The organism is Kordiimonas sp., from assembly GCF_048264555.1.
Taxonomy (GTDB): Bacteria; Pseudomonadota; Alphaproteobacteria; order Sphingomonadales; family Kordiimonadaceae; genus Kordiimonas.
The window spans coordinates 230311-252275 of record NZ_JBLXCX010000005.1 but is presented as its reverse complement, the minus strand read 5'-3'; the positions used below and the strand labels follow the sequence as shown (position 1 = coordinate 252275).

At 54.4% G+C, this 21965-nt stretch carries 17 protein-coding genes; 12 read left to right on the top strand and 5 right to left on the bottom strand.

Annotation, left to right across the window (positions count from 1 at the left end):
• Nucleotides 1–33: 33 nt before the first annotated feature.
• From nhaC to ACN0XZ_RS14960, 3 genes are read right to left on the bottom strand one after another with little or no spacing between them, the layout of a single operon-like run.
• Complete coding sequence (gene nhaC, locus ACN0XZ_RS14970) at nt 34–1476, bottom strand: Na+/H+ antiporter NhaC (protein WP_417458594.1); 1443 nt, start codon at nt 1474–1476, stop codon at nt 34–36.
• The gene (locus tag ACN0XZ_RS14965; protein ID WP_417458593.1) at nt 1473–2630 is read right to left on the bottom strand and encodes a trans-sulfuration enzyme family protein; all 1158 of its coding nucleotides are present in this window, start codon (nt 2628–2630) and stop codon (nt 1473–1475) included. The genes nhaC and ACN0XZ_RS14965 overlap by 4 nt, the downstream gene beginning before the upstream one ends.
• A gap of 35 nt (nt 2631–2665) precedes the next feature.
• Complete coding sequence (locus ACN0XZ_RS14960) at nt 2666–3430, bottom strand: SDR family NAD(P)-dependent oxidoreductase (RefSeq protein WP_417458608.1); 765 nt, start codon at nt 3428–3430, stop codon at nt 2666–2668.
• A gap of 173 nt (nt 3431–3603) precedes the next feature.
• Here ACN0XZ_RS14960 and ACN0XZ_RS14955 point away from each other — a divergent pair, with 173 nt between their 5' ends.
• The 9 genes from ACN0XZ_RS14955 to ACN0XZ_RS14915 all read left to right on the top strand — a co-directional run bounded on the left by ACN0XZ_RS14955 (nt 3604) and on the right by ACN0XZ_RS14915 (nt 15682).
• Nucleotides 3604–5343, top strand: a complete 1740-nt coding sequence (locus ACN0XZ_RS14955; protein ID WP_417458592.1) for an IlvD/Edd family dehydratase — start codon at nt 3604–3606, stop codon at nt 5341–5343.
• A 1-nt stretch (nt 5344) separates the two neighbouring features.
• A complete protein-coding gene (locus ACN0XZ_RS14950) occupies nt 5345–6307 on the top strand; it encodes a 2-dehydro-3-deoxygalactonokinase (RefSeq protein WP_417458591.1) in 963 nt (320 codons plus the stop codon).
• Nucleotides 6300–6932, top strand: a complete 633-nt coding sequence (locus tag ACN0XZ_RS14945) for a 2-dehydro-3-deoxy-6-phosphogalactonate aldolase (RefSeq protein WP_417458590.1) — start codon at nt 6300–6302, stop codon at nt 6930–6932. Before ACN0XZ_RS14950 ends, ACN0XZ_RS14945 begins: the two co-directional genes overlap by 8 nt.
• 18 nt (nt 6933–6950) lie before the next feature.
• Entirely contained in the window at nt 6951–8513 is a 1563-nt protein-coding gene (locus ACN0XZ_RS14940) for a sodium/sugar symporter (protein WP_417458589.1), read from the top strand.
• Between the two features lie 13 nt (nt 8514–8526).
• Nucleotides 8527–9408 (top strand): SMP-30/gluconolactonase/LRE family protein, encoded by an 882-nt coding sequence (locus ACN0XZ_RS14935; protein ID WP_417458588.1) that lies wholly within the window; start codon nt 8527–8529, stop codon nt 9406–9408.
• Between the two features lie 23 nt (nt 9409–9431).
• Entirely contained in the window at nt 9432–10151 is a 720-nt protein-coding gene (locus ACN0XZ_RS14930; RefSeq protein ID WP_417458587.1) for a FadR/GntR family transcriptional regulator, read from the top strand.
• A gap of 97 nt (nt 10152–10248) precedes the next feature.
• Nucleotides 10249–12546 carry an ammonia-forming cytochrome c nitrite reductase subunit c552 gene (locus ACN0XZ_RS14925; RefSeq protein WP_417458586.1) on the top strand — a complete coding sequence of 766 codons (2298 nt, stop codon included), beginning with the start codon at nt 10249–10251 and terminating at the stop codon, nt 12544–12546.
• 179 nt (nt 12547–12725) lie between these two features.
• The gene (locus ACN0XZ_RS14920) at nt 12726–15155 is read left to right on the top strand and encodes a M1 family metallopeptidase (protein ID WP_417458585.1); all 2430 of its coding nucleotides are present in this window, start codon (nt 12726–12728) and stop codon (nt 15153–15155) included.
• Nucleotides 15152–15682: a DUF6702 family protein gene (locus tag ACN0XZ_RS14915; protein ID WP_417458584.1), complete on the top strand. Its 531-nt coding sequence runs from the start codon at nt 15152–15154 to the stop codon at nt 15680–15682. Before ACN0XZ_RS14920 ends, ACN0XZ_RS14915 begins: the two co-directional genes overlap by 4 nt.
• A gap of 584 nt (nt 15683–16266) precedes the next feature.
• Here ACN0XZ_RS14915 and ACN0XZ_RS14910 read toward each other — a convergent pair.
• Both ACN0XZ_RS14910 and ACN0XZ_RS14905 read right to left on the bottom strand, forming a co-directional pair.
• Nucleotides 16267–17718, bottom strand: coding sequence for a hypothetical protein (locus ACN0XZ_RS14910; protein WP_417458583.1), 1452 nt, complete (start codon nt 17716–17718; stop codon nt 16267–16269).
• Nucleotides 17719–17727: 9 nt separating this feature from the next.
• Nucleotides 17728–18846, bottom strand: coding sequence for a type 1 glutamine amidotransferase domain-containing protein (locus ACN0XZ_RS14905; protein WP_417458582.1), 1119 nt, complete (start codon nt 18844–18846; stop codon nt 17728–17730).
• Nucleotides 18847–19032: 186 nt separating this feature from the next.
• Here ACN0XZ_RS14905 and ACN0XZ_RS14900 point away from each other — a divergent pair, with 186 nt between their 5' ends.
• The 3 genes from ACN0XZ_RS14900 to ACN0XZ_RS14890 are packed head-to-tail and all read left to right on the top strand — an operon-like array spanning nt 19033 to nt 21631.
• Nucleotides 19033–19464 carry a carboxymuconolactone decarboxylase family protein gene (locus ACN0XZ_RS14900; protein WP_417458581.1) on the top strand — a complete coding sequence of 144 codons (432 nt, stop codon included), beginning with the start codon at nt 19033–19035 and terminating at the stop codon, nt 19462–19464.
• A gap of 13 nt (nt 19465–19477) precedes the next feature.
• Nucleotides 19478–20374 carry an RNA polymerase sigma factor SigJ gene (sigJ, locus tag ACN0XZ_RS14895; RefSeq protein WP_417458580.1) on the top strand — a complete coding sequence of 299 codons (897 nt, stop codon included), beginning with the start codon at nt 19478–19480 and terminating at the stop codon, nt 20372–20374.
• Between the two features lie 36 nt (nt 20375–20410).
• Nucleotides 20411–21631 carry an MFS transporter gene (locus tag ACN0XZ_RS14890; RefSeq protein ID WP_417458579.1) on the top strand — a complete coding sequence of 407 codons (1221 nt, stop codon included), beginning with the start codon at nt 20411–20413 and terminating at the stop codon, nt 21629–21631.
• The last annotated feature ends 334 nt before the right edge of the window (nt 21632–21965 follow it).

The window sequence follows — 21965 nt, the reverse complement described above, 5'->3', positions numbered from 1 at the left end:
GCGGCACTTTTTTTTGTGGAGTGGAAAGCAGGCTTACTTGCGGTTCAATGGCTTGATGCCGAACCCTTTTGTATGCATGTGAAGTGCTGGATAAATGAGCGAGAAAACCATGCCGCCAAGGCAGAATACCGTCCAAGGCAGGTATTCCAGTGTTGGAACGCCCAGTGTTTTAGCCATAAAAATACCAGAGACAGTCCAGGGCAGGATCGGGTCTGTTAACGTAACTGAATCTTCAATGGAGCGGGAGAGGTTTTCAGGCGCCAAGCCTTTATCCCTATATGCGCTCTGAAACAGGTTCCCCACCACGAGCGCGGTAACGCTGCCATGGCTTGAAAGCGAAATCAGCATCAGACCGGCGGCCATGGTCGCGGATATCAGGCCAAATATGCTGGATGTGACTTTTAGCAGGAACGAGATCAGGCGCTTGAGCGCACCTGATGTTTCCATCGCTCCTGTCAGCATGACAGCGGTAAGTACGATCACAAGCGTATCCACCATGGCATATACACCCCCACGGTTTACGAGTGAAGCAAGGTGACCACTATTGCTTGTGGCCTCTCCCAGCATGGTGACTTCGAAACCTGTCATGGCAGCTTGTATGGCCTGTTCAATGGAAAAATCTTGATAGAGACTCCCCACGGCCATGGCGAGAAGGGAGGATAGGCCAATCCCGGCGATAGGTGGCCAGCGCAGCGCAACAGCCCCCAGCACGGCCACAGGGGGCAGGAAAACCGGCCAGCCCATAAGAAAATGACGATCAATGTCGGATAGGAGGGCCATAGCGTCGCGGGGCAGTTGTGCGTCACCCGGTGCGCCGGTAGCGCTCGCCACCGTATAAATGACAAGGGCAAGCACAAATGATGGACCCGCGGTGTACGCCATGTGCGCGATATGGCTGTACAGGTCTGCGCCGGACGCGAAGGCGGCGACATTTGTGGTGTCAGAAAGCGGGGACATTTTGTCACCGAAATAGGCGCCTGAAACCACGGCGCCAGCTGTCATGGCGAGGGATACATCCAGGACGCCAGCCATGCCCATCATGGCCACACCCAGTGTGCCCGCAGAGCCCCATGACGTGCCTGTCATCAAAGACATAAGGGCGGTGCCCAGGAAGGCCGTAATCGCGAAGGTCTCTGGCGACACAATCTGTAGGCCTGCAGTGACAAAAAAGGGAATGGTGCCAGAAAGCATCCAGCTGCCGATCAGTCCGCCAATAGATAGCAGGATCAGAAGTGCGGGGAACAGCTCGGCCACCTTTCCGCCTGCGGCGGTCTGGATATCCTGCCAGGTCCTGCCTTGCCGGAACGCTGTGGCAGACGCCACTGCCGCTGCCAGAATGATAGCCAGCACGATCACGCTGTTTCCGGTATTCAGATAGAAGGTGCCGAGTGAGAATACAGTCAGCAGGACGGCGAACGGTGCGAAGGCTTCCGCAAGCGAAAGCACTTTGTCGGTTGCACTGTTCTGAGATGTCATGCCTGCTCCAACGCTTGTGTGAGGTCATCAATAAGGGCCTGTGCACCTTCAAGTCCGACAGAAATTCGGACAAGCCCAGCTGGAACACCTGCTTCCACGAGGTCCGCTTCATTGTGTCCCTTGTTTGGGGAAAGCGCGAGGCTTTCAAAACCACCCCAGCTTACACCAATGTGAAAAATGCGAAGCGCGTTGAGAAAGCGGCATACTTCCCTAAAACGTGCGTCTTTGATCGTGAAGCTCAACAGCCCAGTATAGCCTGCCAATTGGTTCAGTGTCTTTTGTGCGGGATTTGTTGCGGGGTGGTGGACTGCTGCTACGCGTGGGTGTGAGGAGAGAAAGTCGATAATAGCCAGCGCGCTTTCCTCATGTTCGCGAAGGCGGTTGGGAAGCGTGCGCAGGCCTCGCAAAATAAGCCAAGCATCCCAAGGGCCAATGGCGGCACCGTTGAGTAGAAACGCGCGGTAGAATATCTGTTCGATGAGCTCCTTGTGAGAAACCAATGCGCCTGCGACCACATCGCTATGCCCGCCAATGTATTTGGAGCAGGAATGCGCCACGATGTCGACACCCATGGTCAGCGGTTTTTGCAGAAGTGGGGTCGCCCATGTGTTGTCAATTCCGGTCATGATATGGCGTTCGTTTGCCAGTGTGCAAATTGCGCGAATGTCCAGCTCGCCAAAGGTCATTGTGCCGGGGCTTTCCATCCAGATAAGCCGGGTTTCGGGTCGCAGGGCGGCTTCAACGGCGTTGATGTCTGTGCCGCTCAAGTGGTCGAAGGTGACGCCAAACCGGGTAAGATGGTCAGCCAGTTGCAAGGTTGGGCCGTATATCTGGTTTATGAACAAAACATGGTCGCCCGCGGAAAGCAGCCCCATGAAGGCCGCGCTGATAGCACCCATGCCGGAGGCGAAAACCTTGCAGTCTTCGCCGCGCTCAAGCTTTGCTAGCTTATCCTCCAGCACCCCGACAGTGGGGTTGCGGCCGCGGGAATATAGTTGGCTGCTATTCTCATCCCCAAAGGCTTCAATCAACTTTTCAAATGTAGGAAAAGTGAAGAGAGATGTCTGTGTGATAGATGGCGGTACCGGTTCGCTCACACCCTGGGGTGCGGCGATGGAGGTACAGATTTTGATATCTTCAGGGTCCAGTTTCATTGATGTACCGCCTGCTGTGGGGAAAGATGTCGGGGTTATACGCGTCCGCCGTCGATAATAAGCGACTGACCGGTAATCATGGCCGAAGCGTTTGATGCCAGAAACAGGGCCGACTGTGCCACATCTTCACCGGAGATTGTTGACTTCAGTGCTTGTTCGTCAAGGCATTCCTGCAGTGCTTCCGGTGTGACCCAAAGCTTTTTCTGCCGTTCGGTCATGACCCAGCCCGGAATAAGGGCATTGGCCCGAATACCGTCGGACCCGAGTTCACGCGCAAGCGCTTTGGTGAGGCCGATAATGGCCGACTTCGCCGTCACATAGGCAGGATAGCCCGCGAGACCGAGTAGCGCGGAATTGGAGCCAACGTTGATAATGCTGCCGCCACCATTTTCCTTCATACCCTGCGCCGCATATTGCACGGTGAAGAAATAGGGCCTGAGGTTGGTGTTCATGGCGTCATCCCAATCATCCGGGCTGAGAGAATCAACCGTGTGTCGGGTGTCTCGTGCGGCATTGTTGATGAGCTTGTCTATCGCACCATAGTCCCGCTGGAAGGCTTTCACGCTGGCTTCAAGCGCCGCAATGTCGCGAATATCGGTGGGGTAAAAGGAAGGCCGGTTGCCGGTCAGCCTCTCAACGCGGTCGCAAAGCAAATGGCCCGGTTCTTCAGAGAGAGACACAAAGCCCACCTTCGCACCCTGCATGGCAAAGGCTGTCACGAAATATGCCCCAATGCCTGAGCCGCCGCCGGTGATGAAGACGTTGTTGCCCTTCAGGTCCCCATAGACGGGGAACTCCACTTCCGATTTCCCAAGAAGCAGGTTTTCGGCGTCGAAACTCTCAGACTGATTGGCCACGCTCAGATTCCTTCATATTTGATACTTGACTAAATTAAAGTTTGTATCATGTTATTAATCATATTAATATTCAGTCAATAGCAAATTACGTGTAAACAATAAGGTAGACCGGGTTTATGTCATCCTCCAAAAAATCGGGAAAGCAACTAAGGAGCCAGCACAGCTATGGAAAGCTGGACCGAGACGGCTTCATTCATAGAAGCTGGATGAAAAGTGAAGGCTTGCCTGATGATGTATTCGATGGTCGCCCCGTTATCGGCATTTGTAATACATGGTCGGAGTTGACACCCTGCAACGCGCATTTGAGGGATATTGCTGAATATGTAAAACGCGGTGTTTGGGAAGCGGGCGGGCTGCCGCTTGAGTTCCCTGCGATGTCGCTTGGTGAAACCCAAATGCGGCCAACCGCCATGCTCTTCCGCAACTTGTTGGCCATGGAAGTGGAAGAATCGATTCGCGGCAACCCGATCGATGGCGTGGTGCTGTTAGGGGGATGTGACAAAACCACACCCGGCCAGCTTATGGGGGCTGCGAGCGTTGATCTACCAACGCTCATAATTTCCAGTGGTCCGATGTTGAATGGCAAATATCGCGGTTGCGATATCGGGTCTGGTACAGATGTCTGGAAATTCAGCGAGGCTGTACGGGCCGGTGATATGTCGCTCGAGCACTTCATGGCGGCGGAAAACGGCATGTCACGCTCGCCGGGTACGTGCATGACTATGGGGAGCGCTTCAACGTTTGCCTGTCTTGTGGAAGCAATGGGTCTCGCCTTGCCGTTGAATGGCACCACACCCGCAGTCGATGCGGGTCGCCGCTCATTGGCGCATCAGTCGGGGCGTGTGATTGTGGACATGGTCAAGAAAGATCGCCGGCTTTCAACGGTGTTGACGCGTGCGGCGATGGAGAACGCCATACGTGTCCATGCGGCAATTGGTGGCTCTACAAACGCTGTTCTGCACCTTCTCGCGATTGCTGGGCGGTTGGGTATAGAGCTATCGCTTGACGATTTTGACACACTGGCGGGGGACATTCCGCTACTTGTGAACCTGCAACCTTCCGGTAAATTTCTTATGGAAGATTTTCATTACGCGGGCGGCACGCCTGCGGTGATGAAGCAGCTTGACGCATCTCTGAATTCAGATGCTGTCACCATTACGGGTGGCCCGCTGAATGACTATTACAAGGCGGCAGAGATATTCAACGATGACGTTATCAAACCTATTGCGGACCCCGTGAAGGAACAGTCCGGCATCTGGGTTTTGCGCGGGAATATATGCCCGGGCGGCGCGATCATAAAGCCGAGTGCTGCGTCGCCCGAGCTCCTGAAACACTCCGGTAGGGCCATGGTATTTGAAAATATAGAGGATTTCAAAAGCCGTATCGACCACCCCGAACTTGATGTGGACGAGAACACCATATTGGTGCTGAAAGGCTGTGGCCCCAAGGGGTATCCCGGTATGCCGGAGGTGGGCAACATGCAGTTGCCACAGAAGCTTTTGGAGCGCGGGGTCAAGGATATGGTCCGCATTTCAGATGCCCGCATGAGCGGTACGGCCTTTGGTACGGTAATCCTGCATGCTTCACCTGAAGCCGAGGCAGGTGGGCCGCTTGGATTGGTAAAGACCGGTGACATCATTGAGTTCGATGCTGCGGCCCGCAGTTTAAGTGTCAAAATCTCCAGTGAAGAAATGAAAAGACGAAGGGCTGCTGGTGAATACATGCCGCAAGTCGGCAAGCACAAGCGGGGCTATTACAAGCTGTATTACGACCATGTGCTGCAGGCGGAGGAAGGTTGTGACCTTGATTTCCTTGTAGGCAGTAGCGGCTCAGTGGTCGAACGGGAGTCGCACTAAAATGCTGGTAACGTCGAAGGCGGAAAAGGGGTCTAATTATTACATAGCAGGTGATTGGGGCACCACGCACCTTCGTCTCGCTCTGGTGCAAAAAGACGACGGCATTTGTATTATGGAAAAACGAGGGCCTGGCATTGGGCAGATTCGTCCCTCAGAAATTCCTCATGTTTTTGGTGCGTTGGTGCACGACTGGATAGCAAACCATGCGGTTACCGATGCAGTGCTATGCGGGATGGCCGGGTCGAACATTGGCTGGCTGGATGCTGGCTATGTACCGTGCCCAGCTCACATCGATGAAATCAGAAACCGTTTTGCCAGAACCCGATATGAGAACGTCAGTGTCTCTATCGTTCCTGGTTTGAAGTGTGTAAATCTAGCAGGTGCTCCAGATGTAATGCGTGGTGAAGAAACCCAACTTCTAGGGGCGCTTCAGCGCAAGCCTGTTCTTGGCCAGGGTCAGCATCTCATCTGTATGCCCGGTACCCACACTAAATGGACCCTTTTTGCCGACGGCGTTGCGGAGACTTTTCTGACAAGCGTAAGCGGTGAATTATTCGCGGCACTCGCTGAACATAGCGTGCTTGTAAAAGCAGGTACACCTAGTGTTCAGGTTGATTGGGCCTTTGAATTAGGCCTTGAGCGAGCATTGGCACTTCCGGACGCCGATCTGCAGCATCTGATATTTGAAACACGTAGCAGGCAAATCGCAGATGGTATCGACAATGGCGAGGCTCGTTCTTTCTTGTCTGGTGTGTTGATCGGGCGGGATGTGATGAGTGCATGGCGTTTGTTTGAGAAAGAGATCGGTAGCCCAATGATCACCATCATCGGAAACAGAAGCCTCGGCCATCTTTACCGTATGGCCTGTGGGAAGTTGCAGGTGCAGTGTGAAACACTCGATGGTCATCAGCTATCACTTGCCGGGATACACTGCCTGGCCGAGCGGGAGATCGTGCATGGGTAGCAAGCTTTTCTCCATCCTTGTCGAGACGCCAGTCATCGCAATCTTGCGAGGTATCGAGCCGACAGAGATTGAGGCGCACGCGGTCGCGCTGTATGAAGCGGGCTTCCGGGTTGTCGAGGTGCCGCTGAACTCACCCGATGCGCTGAAAAGTATAGAGTTGCTTGCTCAGGCCCTAGGCGATGATTGCCTGATCGGGGCAGGCACTGTTCTGACCGCAGGGCAAGTTGAACAGGTGGCTGATGCCGGGGGCCGGTTGATCGTTTCACCGAACACCAATGCCGATGTCATTCGTAAAACCGTCGAGCTCAATATGGTTTCGGTGCCCGGCTTTCACACCGTAACCGAAGCTTTTGCGGCTATTGATGCTGGAGCGCGTTTTTTGAAACTGTTTCCTGCTTCTGAAATCGGTACTGGGTTCCTACGCGCCTTTGGCGCCGTGAAGCCCGCCAATATAGGCGTGGTTGCCACGGGCGGAGCCGGCCCCGGGAACCTTGGGGAATGGCTCGCCGCTGGCGCGATGGGATTTGGTGTGGGAGGGGATCTCTACAAGCCGGGCCATACGCCGGAAATGGTGGCAGCAAATGCACAAAAAATCATGGCCGCATTCAGGGCCGCAGCACGATAGTTGAGAGGGAGGGGGAGCATGACCTTGTCATCGCTTGATGTAGGGATCATCATTTTTTACGGCGTGGCCATATTCATGCTGGCGCAGTGGGTTTCACGCGAACGGGACGGCCACAAGAAAGATACGCAGGATTATTTTCTCGCAAGCCAGTCTCTGCCGTGGTGGGCGATCGGCGCATCGTTGATTGCGGCGAATATTTCCGCAGAACAGATCATCGGCATGTCCGGCTCGGGCTATGCGCTTGGTCTTGCCATTGCTTCCTACGAATGGATGGCAGCCATAACACTTATTCTGGTTGGCAAATACTTCCTTCCTATATTTCTCAAGCATAAAATTTACACCATGCCGCAGTTTCTGGAACTGCGATATGGCCACAGCGTGCGGTCGGTCATGGCTGTGTTCTGGCTCGGCGTTTATGTGTTTGTGAATCTCACCTCCATTTTATGGCTTGGGGCACTTGCGATCGGTACTGTCACCGGGCTCGATCTGATATACGGGCTTTTGGGCCTTGGAATTTTTGCAGGCGCCTATGCGTTTTATGGCGGGCTCAAGGCTGTTGCATTCACAGATATCGTTCAAGTGGTTCTGCTGGTTATGGGCGGCCTCGTTATCGCCTATATCACGCTTGATCAGATTTCGGACGGTAACGGGATGATTGCGGGTTTCACCATTCTGGCCGAACAGATGCCCGAAAAATTCGACATGATCCTGTCACCTGACAACCCGCATTATGCGAGCTTGCCGGGCATCTCGGTTCTGGTCGGAGGCTTGTGGATCATGAACTTGTCGTACTGGGGTTTTAACCAGTATGTGATCCAGCGCGCGCTGGCTGCCAAATCGGTAGGGGAGGCACAGAAGGGTATTGTCTTCGCTGCTTTTCTGAAAATACTCATGCCCATCATTGTTGTATTGCCAGGCATTGCTGCGGCTGTGCTTTCGCCGGGGCTTGAGCGGCCCGATCAGGCTTATCCCGAAGTGATGAAGCTGATGCCCAGTGGCTTGAAGGGCCTGGTGTTTGCAGCCCTTCTGGCAGCAATCGTTTCTTCGCTTGGCTCGATGGTTAACAGCATCTCCACCATCTTTACGCTCGACCTGTTCAAGTCCTATTTCCGGGGCCGGTCAGAGGAGAAACTGGTGCGAGTAGGGCGCGTGGTTGGTCTTGTCGCATTGGCAATTGCCATGCTTACGGCAGAACCGCTTCTTGGTGAGTTTGACCAGGCCTTCCAGTATATTCAAGAGTTTACCGGCTTCTTTACGCCGGGCATTGTGGTGATCTTCTTGCTCGGTCTGTTCTGGCCCAAGGCGACGACGGCTGGTGCACTTGCGGCAGCCCTAGGCTCGGCCGTCGCATCACTGGTGCTCAAAGTCGTGTGGCCAAGCTTGCCTTTCATCGATCGGGTAGGTCTGGTTTTCGTGCTGTGCTTCCTGTTGGCGATTGCTGTCTCGCTTTTCTCCCAAAAGTCGCACAGGGGCACGGATATGAAAAACGGGGAAGTTAGTTATTCAACAACAAGCTTCTTCAACCTTGCCAGCGCGGTAATAGTGATCATCTTGTTCGTGCTATATACCGTGTGGTGGTGATGAAATGAGGCTCGTGGAGACAATCAAAGTAGGCAATATCCTCGGCGAAGGTGTGGTCTGGGATCATAGAAGCCAATCCGCACTCTGGACCGATATTGAAGCGAGGGTGCTATACAGGTTGGAATGGCCGGGAGGTGTACTGAAAAAGATCGACCTGCCGGAACGGCTGTGTTCCTTTGCTCTCACCGAAGACCCTGTTGTGCTGCTTGCCGCATTTGATCGGGGTTTTGCCTATCTCGACCTGCGCAGCACGGGTGTATCATGGCTTGATTGTCCGTCAGATGTCAGCCCGGGTTCCGGACGCAGGTTGAACGATGGCCGAACAGACCCTATGGGCAGGTTTTGGTGTGGCGCGATGGTGGAGGATCGTGCCGCTGCCGCGGGTGAGCGTGGAAAGCTGTACAGGTTTCAGGCGGGCGTTGTCGCGGAGGCCATGCGGTCAGATATCTCGATCTCCAATGGTATTTGTTGGTCGCCATGTGGAAATTGCCTTTACTTTACTGACACACCAACCCGAAAAATTCTGAAGTATGACTATTGCCTGGAAGCAGGGAATATCAGTAACCCGCGGATTTTTGCGACGACACCTGAAGGGGCCTTTCCCGACGGTGCCGTAACAGACGCTGAAGGCAACCTCTGGAGCGCACATTGGGGTGCTGGACAGGTGGTGTGCTATGACCTAGAAGGAAACATTAAACAGGTTCTGGATGTCCCGGCTATCCAGCCAAGTTGTGTGGCCTTCGGGGGGCGCAAGAATAATCTACTTTTTGTCACATCGGCTAAAAAGGATATGACCGCCATGCAGTTGGCGCAGGATGCAAACGCTGGCAATCTATTTGTTTTTGAAACCAGTGTGACAGGCGTGCCTGAACCGTTATTTGAAGTCGGCCGGTAGGCCTTGGGGGAGCGATCAAAACAATGGCAAGAGTCCATAATCTTACATCCAGTATTGTCGAGGAATTGGGGATCGCGATCGTCACAGGCCAATACACGCCGGAGAACCCTTTCCCCGTAGAGGCTTCGCTCTGTCAGCAGTTTGAAGCGAGCCGCAGCGTGCTGCGGGAAGCTGTGAAGATGCTGACAGCTAAGGGGCTTTTGAGCGCGCGGCCACGGCAGGGGACTCGGGTCGAGCCCGTGGAAAGCTGGAACCTTCTCGATCCTGACGTGTTGCGCTGGCTTTTGGAGCGCAAATTTTCGCTCGATCTGCTGGCGGACTTCGCTGAAATCCGTATGGCGGTAGAACCTATGGCTGCCTTCTTCGCGGCGCAGCGCGCTGATGAAGCTGCGATTACCAGGATCGAAGAAGCGCTCGCGCGAATGGAAGCTGCGGAAGACGGTACAGACGACCCCACCCAGTCGGACATTGCTTTTCATATCTCGATCCTGCATGCGAGCGGAAACCAGTTCTTTGTGAAATTCGAAGACCTCGTTGAAACGGCGCTCAAGTTTAGTATTCGCCTTACCAACAGGTTCAAAGGGGTGCAGATAGGTAGCGTTGCTGAGCACGGTGCTGTGTTGACAGCGATCAAGGCGGGTGATGCAGAAAAAGCCCGTGCAGGCATGGAGAAGTTGGTTGAGGAAACGCTCAATCTCATCAATGAAGGCAAGGCAGAGGACAAATTGCGGAGGGAGCAATAAGCGCCTTCCCGCACAGTATGCTCATCCTTATCACGATAGCCCTTTTTCCTTGGGCGCATAGTCGGTGTCTGCGGTCTGCCCGTATGTGTGCTCGCTCATGCTGAAAACTCTTACCATAGGTATTCTCACAAGCTGGTCAGCATTGTGTTTTGTGCCGGCTGGTAGTCTCGCGGCGGATTACACCGGAAGTCAGGTATGTAAAACCTGTCATGTTGAGCAGTTCGAAGCTTGGCACGGATCCCACCACGATCTTGCGATGGAGACCGCGACGGCGGAGAATGTGCTGGGAAATTTTGGCGATGCCTCGCTCACATATGATGCGCATCAGGCACGCTTTATTCTGATAGACGGCTATCTCTGGGTTGAAGTAGAAGCGCCGGATGGCTCAACCGCCCGTTTCAAGGTGGTGAAAACCTTCGGGGTGTACCCGTTGCAGCAATATCTTGTGGCAACTACGGGTGGGCGTCTGCAGGCGTTACCCTTCGCGTGGGACAGCAGGCCCGAAGAAGAGGGCGGCCAGCGCTGGTTTCACCTGTATGCGGACGAGCAGATAAGCAGAAAGGACCGGCTACATTGGCAACAGCCACTCCAGAACTGGAACGGTATGTGCGCAGATTGCCATTCCACCGGACTTACGAGAAATTACGACCCGGTTAGTGACCTCTTTGATACTCGCTTTGCTGAAGAAGATGTTGCCTGTGAGGCATGTCACGGCCCGGCCTCTGGGCATGTTGCGGCCGTGTCGGCAGACGCTTCTGCAAATGCTGGCCCGGACGCAGACGACCGGCAGAATATCCTGTCCTATCTTGATAAACTGAAAGACGGTTCCTGGCGTTTTGATGACGGCGCCAGCACCGCCCGTTGGGATGGCCCACCTCGCAAACGCAGTGAATTGCAGATGTGTGCCGGGTGCCACAGCAGGCGCGGTGCCCTGAAGGATGGCTTTCATGCTGGTGAGAATTTCCACGATAATTTCTCGCTGGCGCTAATCGAAAGCCCCATGTATTTCGCTGATGGTCAGGTGAGGGATGAAGCCTATGTATACGGCTCGTTTTTGCAGTCCAAAATGCATGGCAAAGGGGTGACTTGCACCGACTGTCATAACCCCCACACTTTGAAGTTGCGTGCGGAAGGGAATGCCGTGTGCACCCAGTGTCATGTGGCAGAAGAGTTCGATGCAGCGCAGCACCATGGCCACAAGGACGGCAGCGCTGGGGCTGCCTGTGTAAACTGCCATATGCCAGAAACCACCTTCATGGGGGTGGATGCGCGGCGGGATCACAGCCTTCGCATTCCCCGTCCGGATTTCAGCATGACGTTCGGCACCCCGAACGCCTGCAATACGTGTCACAGCGACCGCTCGTCATCATGGGCGGCAGATGCCCTACAGGCGTGGCATGGCGAGCCGAAGAAAAGCTATCGTGATGATATGGTGCGTGCTTTCAGCGCAGCATGGAAAGGCGACCCGCGTAGCAAGAGCGGGTTGCGGTCTCTCGCTCTGAATGAGGAGGTGCCTACAATCGTGCGAGCAAGTGCATTCAAGGCGATGGAACCCTTCGTGACCGCGCGTGATACTGGAGCTATCAGGGCCGGCCTATCGGACAGCGAGCCGCTTGTAAGGTATGGTGCTATCCGGGCGGCGACTTCCTTGCCAGCCGTGACGCGAGCAGGCCTGCTGGGCTCTCTTTTGCGAGACAAAGTGCGGCGCAATAGAATTGAAGCTGCGCGTGCGCTTGCTGATGTTGCTGATGCCGCGTTGCCGGCAGAAATGCGAGAAGCAAAGAAAAGCGCCGAGGTTGAGTTGCTTGCGGCTTATGAGCAGGATTCGTGGCGCGGGGAAGGCGGCGCAAACCTGGCTCAGTATCACGAGCTGACGGGCGATTTCGGTAATGCGCGGAAGTTTTATGAACAGGCTTCGCGAGTTGACCCGTGGTTTTCGCCTGCCAAGGTCAATCTGGCCAACCTTTATCAGCAACTGAACGATGACAACCGGGCTGAATTATTGTTGAAAAAAGCCCTTGTTGAGCAGCCGGAAGAACCGGCGCTGAATTATGCCTATGCGATACTTCTGATCCGCGCCGGGGACTATGGGGGAAGCCTGCCTCATTTCCGTACGGCGTGGCAGGGCGCACAGGCAAACGGCGACTATGGCTATGCTTATGGCACGGCACTCAACACTCTCGGGCAGTCGGATGTCGCCTTGGACGTATACACAAAGGCCATCTCGCACGCGCCCAACCACCCCAATCTGCTTCACGGCCTTGCATCCCTTCATGTTGCGCGAGGAGAGGCGGCTAAAGCCGTGAAATACGCACGCAGACTGAGCCGCATCCTGCGGGACGACCCCTCTGCGCAGCAATTCCTTCGCGTTGTCCAGCAGCAAGCACGCCAATAACGCGCGTTCGCGCGGGCAATCTTCACCCTCACATTCCGTGGGCCAGCTTACCGGCTGGGGCCGATGACTTCGTTTGTTTACAAAAGTATGTTTGATATTATAAATAAGAATAATAATGATTTGATATGGACAGCATGAAGCGACTGAAGTTGGTCAGGTGTTGACAAAAGGGGGGATAGATGATTACGCGTCTTTTGGTTTGTGCGGCTTTGTTGTGGGCGTTGGGTGCCGAAATGGCCGCTAGTGCTACCGGTGAATCCGCTCAGGGTTTCGAGGACAAGTTTCGTCAGTTGGACGAGATATGGCCCACCGGCAACAATTATCGCACCGCTGGCGGGGAACCTGGCCATGCCTATTGGCAGCAGAAAGTGGACTATCGCATCCAGGCCTCTCTTGATGAAACGCGCCGTAGACTCACAGCCACCGAAACTATCCGCTATAAGAACAATTCGCCCGATACCCTTCGTTTTCTCTGGCTTCAGTTGGACCAGAACCGCTTCAAGAAAACATCGGTGGCAGAACGTTCACTGGTGTTTCCGGGCGGTGCTGGGTCGCTTGAGACGCCCGCGAAGGTCAGCCTGACAGACCTTCGGCGGCAGCAGTATCTGGCAGACGCCGACCTCGGATATGACATGCTGGAAGTTAAAGGCGCGCGAGGCAAAGCGCTTGACTTTGTTGTTGTGGGAACCTTGATGCGAGTGGATTTGAAGGCTCCTCTGAAGCCGGGGGAGAGCAGAGAGTTCCAGATAGATTTTGCTTTCAACATCGTAGAGGAAAACGCGGTGTGGGCTCGGTCGGGCTTTGAGCATTTTCCCGACGATGCCCGCACGGGTGGCAACGATATTTTCCTGCTTGCCCAGTGGTTCCCAAGGCTCGCGGCTTATACGGACTATGAAGGATGGACAGCAAAGGAATTTCTCGGGCGTGGCGAGTTTACGCTGGAGTTCGGCGATTATGATGTCGAACTCACCGTACCGGCCGACCATATCGTTTCCTCGACCGGCACGCTACTGAACCCGGATGATGTGCTGACCGACGTTCAGCGCCAGCGCCTGAAGGCTGCAAGAACCGCAAAAAGGCCCGTGTTCATTGTTACTGAAGAAGAAGCGCTTGAGAACGAGCGCGAAGGCAGCAAGGATGTGAAGACTTGGCACTTTGCCGCAAAGAACGTGAGGGATTTCGCATGGGCTTCGTCCAGGAAATTCATGTGGGATGCCAAAGGCTATGAGCAGGAAGACCCAGCACAGCCTTTCGTGATGGCCATGTCTTTTTACCCCAAGGAAGGGGGCGAGCTTTGGAAGAAATACTCGACTGAGGCCATCCTGCATACGTTGGAGGTCTATTCACGTTTTTCCTTTGCCTATCCGTATCCGGTTGCCCAATCGGTCAATGGGCCCGTGGGCGGTATGGAATATCCGATGATAACTTTCAATGGCCCCCGTACGGTATTGCGTGATGACGGCAGCCGCACCTATAGCTTGTCGGAAAAGATGTTTCTTCTTGGCGTGGTGTTCCATGAAATCGGGCACATCTATTTCCCGATGACGGTCAATAGCGATGAGCGTCAATGGACATGGATGGACGAAGGCATAAACAGTTTTCTTGACCGTGTGGCCAAACGGGAATGGGATCCGGAAATGCCGTGGGGGGCAGAGCCGCGCGATATTACCGATTATATGAAGTCGGAAAATCAGGTGCCTATCATGACGCAATCAGACAGCGTTTTGCAGTTCGGCCCCAACGCCTATGCCAAACCGGCAGCCGCGCTTGAGATATTGCGTGAAACCATCATGGGGCGACAGTTGTTTGACTTTGCCTTCCGTGAATATGCACGCCGCTGGAAGTTCAAGCGTCCCACTCCGGCTGATTTTTTCCGGACAATGGAAGAAGCCTCGGGTGTTGACCTCGATTGGTTTTGGCGCGGTTGGTTCTACGGCACTGACCATGTGGATATCTCGCTCGACAGTGTCGTGAAGCTGCGGATGGATACAAAAAATCCGGATATCGATTTCGCGCGGCGCGAGGGCGAACTCAAGGCCGAGCCAGGCTCTCGTTTTACAGCCCAAAACAGCGTGGAAGGCAGGACCACATGGGTTCAGCGGAACCCGGATGTTCGCGATTTTTATGATACCAACAGCCAGTTTACCGTGACCAACAAGGAGCGGAATGCTTATGACGACTATCTTGCGGGCCTTGAAGATTGGGAGCGCGAGGCGCTTGAACGTGCGGTCAGGGAAGACCGGAACTATTATATCTTTGAATTTTCCAACAAGGGTGGGCTCGTCATGCCCATTCTGCTCACGCTGACCTTCACGGACGGGAGTACGGAAGAAGTTCGTCTTCCGGCGGAAACCTGGCGCTATTCCCCGCACAGGGTGCGGAAGATACTGGTATTCGACAAAGAACGGGAGCTGACGGACGTTGTGGTTGATAAAGGCCTTGAGACGGCCGATGTGGATATGTCGAACAACTTTTATCCGCGTCGGATTTTGCCCTCCCGTATTGAGGCTTACAAAGCCAAACAGGGTAACAATCCCGCCCGTCGCGATGTTATGCAGGATATCAAGGAAGACCGTAACGCTGCCCCGGACGGGCAAGGCGGATCATGATCCGTTCTTTCTCTCTCGTCACGCTGTGGGCTTGTTTGTTTTTTATGGCATTGAGTGGGGTTGCAGCGCATTCCCGGAAAGCCGCCATCACCCGTGTGGTATTGAATGAGCGAACGGGCGTGATAGAGGTCATGCACAGGTTTAGCCTCCATGATGCAGAGCACGCCGCTCCTCTCATGTGGCCAGAAGAGGACACCGCCACAATGAGGGCCGATGTGTGGCAGACCGCCTTTGCGTCCTATGTGGCTGAGCGTTTCTCCCTTCGTTACCTCGGGGGAGAGGCGGTACCGCTCACCCTGGTGGGGCAGGAGGTGGAGGGTGAGTTTCTCTGGGTTTACCAGGAGGCGCCTCTGGGTGATGGGTTGGCATTTGAGGTGACACACAGGGCCTTGCGGGATATCTGGCCCACGCAAGCCAATATGGTCAACTTCGAGTTTAGGGGGGTCGTTCGAACAGTTACCTTTACGGGCGAGGTAGTCGTCATGCCTGTTGATCTCAATGCTATCCGAAATGAAGGGCGTCCATAAAATCAGGTGGTGGCAGGTTCAGTGCGTTAAGGCAGTGGAAATAGACATTCTTATGAGAGGCAAGTACCACCCTTGCGGGACACTGTCCTCCCTCCCCGGATTGAGGCCTTTTCGTTGGTTGGGACCTTAGTGGTTATCCTGCCACGGCCTTCTCAGCTAAAGGCGAGTTAGCGAACGGATCCGGAAGTATCACGAAGCATCTTGCCTGTAGCTTTGCAGATATCGCTGGCGGCTGATATCCGAGTAAGCTGTTAGGTCGTTCCTCATTATAACGCATTCTCCATGCATTGATGGAAATATAATTTCTCTTCCGGGCAACATTCATAAAGAAATTCCCCACTTTGCTGTGCCTCAAAATGGTGCAGAACTTTCCAAAAATTTCAAGTGAACGAAGTATCCGGAAACTGTGACGCAGAATCCGGTGATTTGTGACGCGCGACATCATTTTCCATGAACCAACTTTATTGTTAGAGTATCGGTATTCTGAACCAACTTTATTGTTCCTATACAAGTACCGCGCCGTCCTTAAACCGATTGGCTACAAGGGTTGCCCACAAGGCGCGCGGGCCTTGCGGACACGAGATTTAACCTTTCGAACAAATCCGATATCCCGCAGGACATGTGATGTCTCTATATGCGTCTGTAGCGGCCAGAAATTCAGCGATCGTTAGGGCGCGGGGGCTGTGGCCGTCAATAAAGCGTTCGACATCTATGCCGAGCATTTGAACGGTATTCTTGAAGTTCACCATATCTTTATGCACACGAGGCGCCCCTGTTTTGAGCTGGGTTTCAAAATGATCTTCACCGAAGACCACTTTTGAGGCAGGAAGATATACCAACAGGTAACGCTCCGAGTGCGCGGTAGCGATATCAAAAACCTTCACGGCACCGTCACCGAATGTCGCGGAACCTTTTACGAGCGAAATTTTATCGTCAGGAATAGGCGTGGGTACAGACTGTTGCACGGTTGGCAGATGATCGCTGGTTGTGATCACCGAGGCGCCAAACGCTACAGCATCATTCAAAGCGCCTAAATGCTCATCGTGATGATGGGTAAGGATAAAATACTCAAGTGGTTTTTTGGTGTTGAGCTGGCTCTGTAGGGCTTCAAAGCTCTCGCTCAGAGCATCCTGCCCACCGGATGCGATAAAATAGCCACCGGCATCGACAAACAAGGTAAAGGACCGGCCTTTCCCGGCGTGATAAACATGATCCGATATTTTGCGAACCGACATCTGGGCTGTATCAACCTGTTCACCCCATGGGATGAAACCGCTCGGTGACACAAGTTTGTCCGCCAGCGATGGGTTGAGCTCGATGTTCCTGTCTATAGAGATTTTCCGTGGTTGCCCGCCGACAAAAACATTCATGTCTTGCGCGAAGGTGACGCCGCCGGATTTCCTATGGTTTGAAAAGATATAGCTTATTTCGCCTGCGGGGCGGTGTATGACCTTCTTGGAAATCAAGCCTGAGGTCTTGTTGATATATAGCGTATATTCGGGCCCTGGGCCTGATTTGACCGTGAGTTTCTGATGAAGCGCGCCGCGGTATGCGGTTTCACCGTCATAGACAACCGTTTCGGAAATATCCGGTAAGGCGTGCGCCATCATCGTATCACTCGCGCTGACGACAGACCTGCCGAGCGAGGCATAGGTTAGCCAATCCTCGTCCGAGTATTTCCGGTTCAAGATGTCATAGATGCGGGCTTCATTGCCGTTGACCACAAAAAGATCGAGGTCCTTTCCCGTTCGGGATACACGCCAGGACAGCATGCTTTTGCGTTTACCTTCAAAATCTATTGTGAGCTCTGCGTGGTCTCGGAAGAAGTCCGGCTGCCCGGGGTGCCCTTCCTGGCCGGGCCAGGGGCTTTTGCTGTAATCAATGATTGTGATGCTTTTGGCGTCCCTCAATGCTGCCCCGCCATAGGCCTCGGTAACCTTGGCGATTATGGCATCTTCGGGTTGGCTGGCCTGCGCGGGCCAAATAGCCCATATCGCTGCGAGGCTGATTGCGATCGATTTTTTAAAACTATCCACGATCTTTTCCTATCGTTCAGAGGCGAGGAGGTTGGCAATAACCGGGATATTCTCATCACCCGGATAGCGGGATTTGAAGCGTTCAAACTCGGCTTTTGCGTCTTCCGCGAACCCCTGTTCCTTGAGGGCCTGAATAAGGCCCACTGAATACATCGGGTGCTCAAAATGCCTGCTCACGGCCTGCATAATCTCAAGTTCAAGGCGTTTCGCCGCCTGACCGGAGGCCAGCTTGTAGCTATAGAAACCATAGAGAGCCAGATAGTTGAGGTCATAACGCTCTGGCGCTTTATTAAGCGCTAGATCGATAAGGTAAGGCCCAGATGCGCGCGCCTCCTGTACCAGCCTCATGGTGGCTTCATCCTTGAAATCAGTGCGGGCGATGGGTGTGATGCCAAGCTGTAGCAAAAGCGCCTCAACCGCAGTTGGAACCGCCATTGGGTTCTGTGCGGTGATCAAGTTGCCGTCGACCGCCACATAGGGCAGCATCGGGGCGTTTTTGACATATACCGCACCGCGTTCTTTCAGCTTGTCCTCCAACAAGAAGGGCAGATCGTCAATCACGTCGCCACCAAAGGCCTGTTCTTCGAGATTGGTGAAGCTGTTCACCCGCCTGCCTGTAACCAGATAGGTCCCATCTCCCTTCTTGACGTTCACCAGCGCCGCCGGGCCGTGACATACAGCGGCTATCGGTTTGTGGGCCGCACTGAAGCTTTGAAGAAACGCGGTTGTCGGTGCGTGAGCTGGCAGGTCAAACATGGCGCCGTTACCCCCGATGACCATTACGGCATCATAGTTTCTGGCGTCTGCGTCAGCGGCCGCGAGCGTGGCACCCAGTTGCGTAAGCGCCGGGGTTTGGGTTTTGAACTCCTGAATGTAGGAAAGATCGTCTTTTTTCTTGTGCACCAGAACCGCGCCGCCCTTTGGGCTGATCAGGTCAACCTTCACACTATTTTTGTGCAGCACAAGATAGGCTTGCGCCAATTCCTCAAGGTCGTAACTCAGGTTCTCGCGTTCCGGCGTGCCGTAGCTTGAAATCACGACAGCCACACGCTTCTCCGTACTGCTCGCGCGGACAGGGGCGGTCTGCACGGTGCAAAAAGTGATCAACAACGCGACTATAAAGCGCATGGGTTCCTCCATATCTATCGTTATGAAAAGGAGGGTACAAAGGCGCATGTCGTGATTGTGTGAAGGCCGGTTCTACGCTTGGTTATACGAAGCTCGAGAAAAATATCGGTGCCCTCGTCACACCGCGCGACGGTGAATCGTCACGTTTGTGAACTGTAAATTTTGCTCAGTAAACAGGAGACGATAATGACAACGACAGCACCGGTTAACTTTTATGAGCACGGGGCCCCTATCTATGCTGCTTTTCTGGCGGTAGAGGCGGAAATTGCCAAAGCGGGCATCGACGAAAGCCTGCATCATCTTCTGCTCCTCAGAGCCTCTCAGATCAACGGATGTGGGTTTTGCGTGAAGATGCACACAGGCGACGCCCGCAAACACGGCGAGACGAACGAGAGGCTTGATCGTCTGGTTGTCTGGCGCCATGTGGATGACTATACACCGAAGGAAAAAGCCGCATTTGCGTGGGTTGAAGCCCTAACGGTGGTGGATGCCCATCAGGACATGGGGGCCCTTCGCGCGGCGCTCAAAAAACATTTCACCGATGCGGAAATTGCGGCGATCACGGCCATATCGGCTATGATCAACCTTTGGAACCGTATCCAGATATCCCAGCATTGAATGGGGCAGGCTCATGTCGTCAAGTGCGATAGAAATATTTGAAACGCAGCGCCAGACCCTGATGGGTCTGGCCTACCGGGTGCTTGGCTCGGTGGCGGAGGCGGAGGACGTGGTGCAGGACACCATGATCGCCTGGCTTGGGGAAAAAGATGATAGCATCAGCAACCCGCAGGGCTGGCTCACAACCGTTTGTGTGCGCAAGGCGCTGGATGTGCTGAAGTCTGCCCGGCGTGCGCGCACAAGCTATATCGGCGCGTGGCTGCCGGAGCCCATGCACACCGAGGTGCTTGATGACCCAGAGTGCCAGCTCTCGTTGTCGGAAAGTGTGACCATGGCTTTCATGCTGGTTCTCGAGCGGCTCGCGCCCAAGGAACGTGCAGCCTTCCTGCTGCATGATGTGTTTGAAATGGACTATCGGGACATCGCGGCCAGCCTTGATATCGCTGAACCTGCGTGTCGCAAGCTTGTCTCAAGGGCGCGGGCAAATGTGCAGCGGGCTGAGGCCGTGCATCAGGCACCTAAGGACAGGCAGGACGAGCTTCTCGAGGCTTTCATGGCGGCGGTGCACACGGGGGAAACGGGGTCGCTTGTCTCCATGCTCGCTCATGACGTGACGGTGCAATCAGACAGCGGCGGCAAAGCAACGGCGGTGAGCAGAACACTGATAGGCGTTAAAGAAGCCCTCGCCTTTGTGACCAAGGTGCTTGGTCATTATTGGAACAAAGGTGATGTGGTGTCGCTTGAGCTGAATTCCTCCCGTGGCCTAGTGTCGCTCGTTGATGGTCGCGCGGAGGCCGTGATCACCTTTGGTTTCAATGCAGAGGGCAAAGCCAGCCAGATTTTTGTGACCCGCAACCCAGACAAGCTCGCCCGCATTGATGCCCAGAGCGGAGTGCTTGTGCGGCACTAGCTAGGCGCGCATCGGCCAATCAACCACGAGGATCTTATGACACAGAAGACCCTGCCGGCTGAGCGGGCAACCATGACGTTTGTCTTTTTGACCATCTTTCTGGGCTGGGTAGGGTTTTCGCTGCCCTTCCCGGTTTTTGGCCCCCTGTTCCTGACGCAAGATGCACCGCTTCTTGACCCCGCCATGGGTGATAGCGCACGGGCCCAGCTCCTTGGTTTGGGGCTTGCGCTCTATCCCTTGGGGCAGATCATTGGTTCAGCACTTCTTGGGCGGGCGTCAGACAGGTTTGGCCGCAGGCGGACCCTTATGGTTGCTCTTATGCTGACCATATTAGGGTCGGTCCTATTGGCCTTCGGGGTGATGGCGAGTTGGGTGACCCTGTTGTTTCTCGGGCGTTTTGTCGCCGGGCTTGGGGAGGGTAGCATTGCCATTGTGCAGTCGCTCGCCTCCGATGTCAGCACGCCAGACACTAAAGCGCGTAATTTCGCCCTCATCGGTATTGCCATGGACCTTGGGTTTGTGGTGGGGCCTCTGGCTGGCGGTGCTGTCTTGGGCGATGTGAGTGCCGGGGCCGACGCCACACATTGGGCGCTGCCCTTCTGGATTGCCACTATACTATTTGCAGTGAACTTCCTGTTGGTGCCGGTTTTCTTGAAACACAACCGCGTTCCGGCGCCCGAGATTAGGTCTGGCGGGGAATATAGGCCCGCCACAGTGATGCCGCTGATGCTGGTTTCCTTTTGTACCTTCTGGTCGATCATGACCTTCTTTGATTTCTTCCCGGTTTATTTTGTGCAGGTTTACGGCACTGAGCCCACGTGGCTTGGCGTCAATGCGGCTTTGCTGTCGGTACCACTTGTTGCTGCCGGGCTGGTGGTTGGGCGGCTTGTGGGGCGCCTTGGTGCTCGCAGGGTTGCGGTGCTTGCCTTTATCCTGATGGGGGCCGGGCAGCTCGCGTTTCTGCAGGCAACAGATGAGCTCGCGCATATCCCCGCTATTATCGTGATTGCTGTGGGTATCACCTTTGGTCAGACCGCAACCTCGGTTCTGGTCTCTGATGCAGTCCCGTCACACGCGCAGGGGCGGGTGCTTGGGCTCTACAGGTCTGTGACTGTGATGGCTGCGGTTGTTGCAGCGCTGGTTGGTGGTTGGCTTACGTCCATGGCACCGGGCTTTCCCTTTATGATGGCTGTGCTGGTGTGTGGTGCTGGGGTGGGGTTTCTATATCTGCCTGCGATCCGGCGTGCGCCGCAGTAGACCGTTTGGCTGTTCAGATTCGGACATTGTGGATGTTCGGAATCGAACAGATATGGTGCAATGACTGAGGGGAAATACTCTAAGATATTGAATAATAACAATTTTTATTTCTGGCACACCCTTTGCTGTTATTGAGGTAACAAAACAAAAACTGACAAAACGACGACAGCACTGAATGAGACCGGAAACCCGGCCAGCAAATATCCGCCCACAAGAGGCGCGACAGCGAGGAGAAAACAAATGGTATTCCTGAATAAAGTTTTGCCTGAAAGCCCAGCAGTAGTGGTTTATGCGAGCTTTGGTGTTACCGAAGCGAAATATAGCCGCCGCCGCA

What these genes read in the sequence shown, in the direction of transcription:
- ACN0XZ_RS14905 (WP_417458582.1), bottom strand. Translation starts at nt 18,846, where the DNA reads ATGCGCTTTATAGTCGCGTTGTTGATCACTTTTTGCACCGTGCAGACC.
- ACN0XZ_RS14945 (WP_417458590.1), top strand. Translation starts at nt 6,300, where the DNA reads ATGGGTAGCAAGCTTTTCTCCATCCTTGTCGAGACGCCAGTCATCGCA.
- ACN0XZ_RS14920 (WP_417458585.1), top strand. Translation starts at nt 12,726, where the DNA reads ATGATTACGCGTCTTTTGGTTTGTGCGGCTTTGTTGTGGGCGTTGGGT.
- ACN0XZ_RS14930 (WP_417458587.1), top strand. Translation starts at nt 9,432, where the DNA reads ATGGCAAGAGTCCATAATCTTACATCCAGTATTGTCGAGGAATTGGGG.
- ACN0XZ_RS14925 (WP_417458586.1), top strand. Translation starts at nt 10,249, where the DNA reads ATGCTGAAAACTCTTACCATAGGTATTCTCACAAGCTGGTCAGCATTG.
- ACN0XZ_RS14915 (WP_417458584.1), top strand. Translation starts at nt 15,152, where the DNA reads ATGATCCGTTCTTTCTCTCTCGTCACGCTGTGGGCTTGTTTGTTTTTT.
- nhaC (WP_417458594.1), bottom strand. Translation starts at nt 1,476, where the DNA reads ATGACATCTCAGAACAGTGCAACCGACAAAGTGCTTTCGCTTGCGGAA.
- ACN0XZ_RS14890 (WP_417458579.1), top strand. Translation starts at nt 20,411, where the DNA reads ATGACACAGAAGACCCTGCCGGCTGAGCGGGCAACCATGACGTTTGTC.
- ACN0XZ_RS14965 (WP_417458593.1), bottom strand. Translation starts at nt 2,630, where the DNA reads ATGAAACTGGACCCTGAAGATATCAAAATCTGTACCTCCATCGCCGCA.
- ACN0XZ_RS14900 (WP_417458581.1), top strand. Translation starts at nt 19,033, where the DNA reads ATGACAACGACAGCACCGGTTAACTTTTATGAGCACGGGGCCCCTATC.
- ACN0XZ_RS14955 (WP_417458592.1), top strand. Translation starts at nt 3,604, where the DNA reads ATGTCATCCTCCAAAAAATCGGGAAAGCAACTAAGGAGCCAGCACAGC.
- ACN0XZ_RS14940 (WP_417458589.1), top strand. Translation starts at nt 6,951, where the DNA reads ATGACCTTGTCATCGCTTGATGTAGGGATCATCATTTTTTACGGCGTG.
- ACN0XZ_RS14950 (WP_417458591.1), top strand. Translation starts at nt 5,345, where the DNA reads ATGCTGGTAACGTCGAAGGCGGAAAAGGGGTCTAATTATTACATAGCA.
- sigJ (WP_417458580.1), top strand. Translation starts at nt 19,478, where the DNA reads ATGTCGTCAAGTGCGATAGAAATATTTGAAACGCAGCGCCAGACCCTG.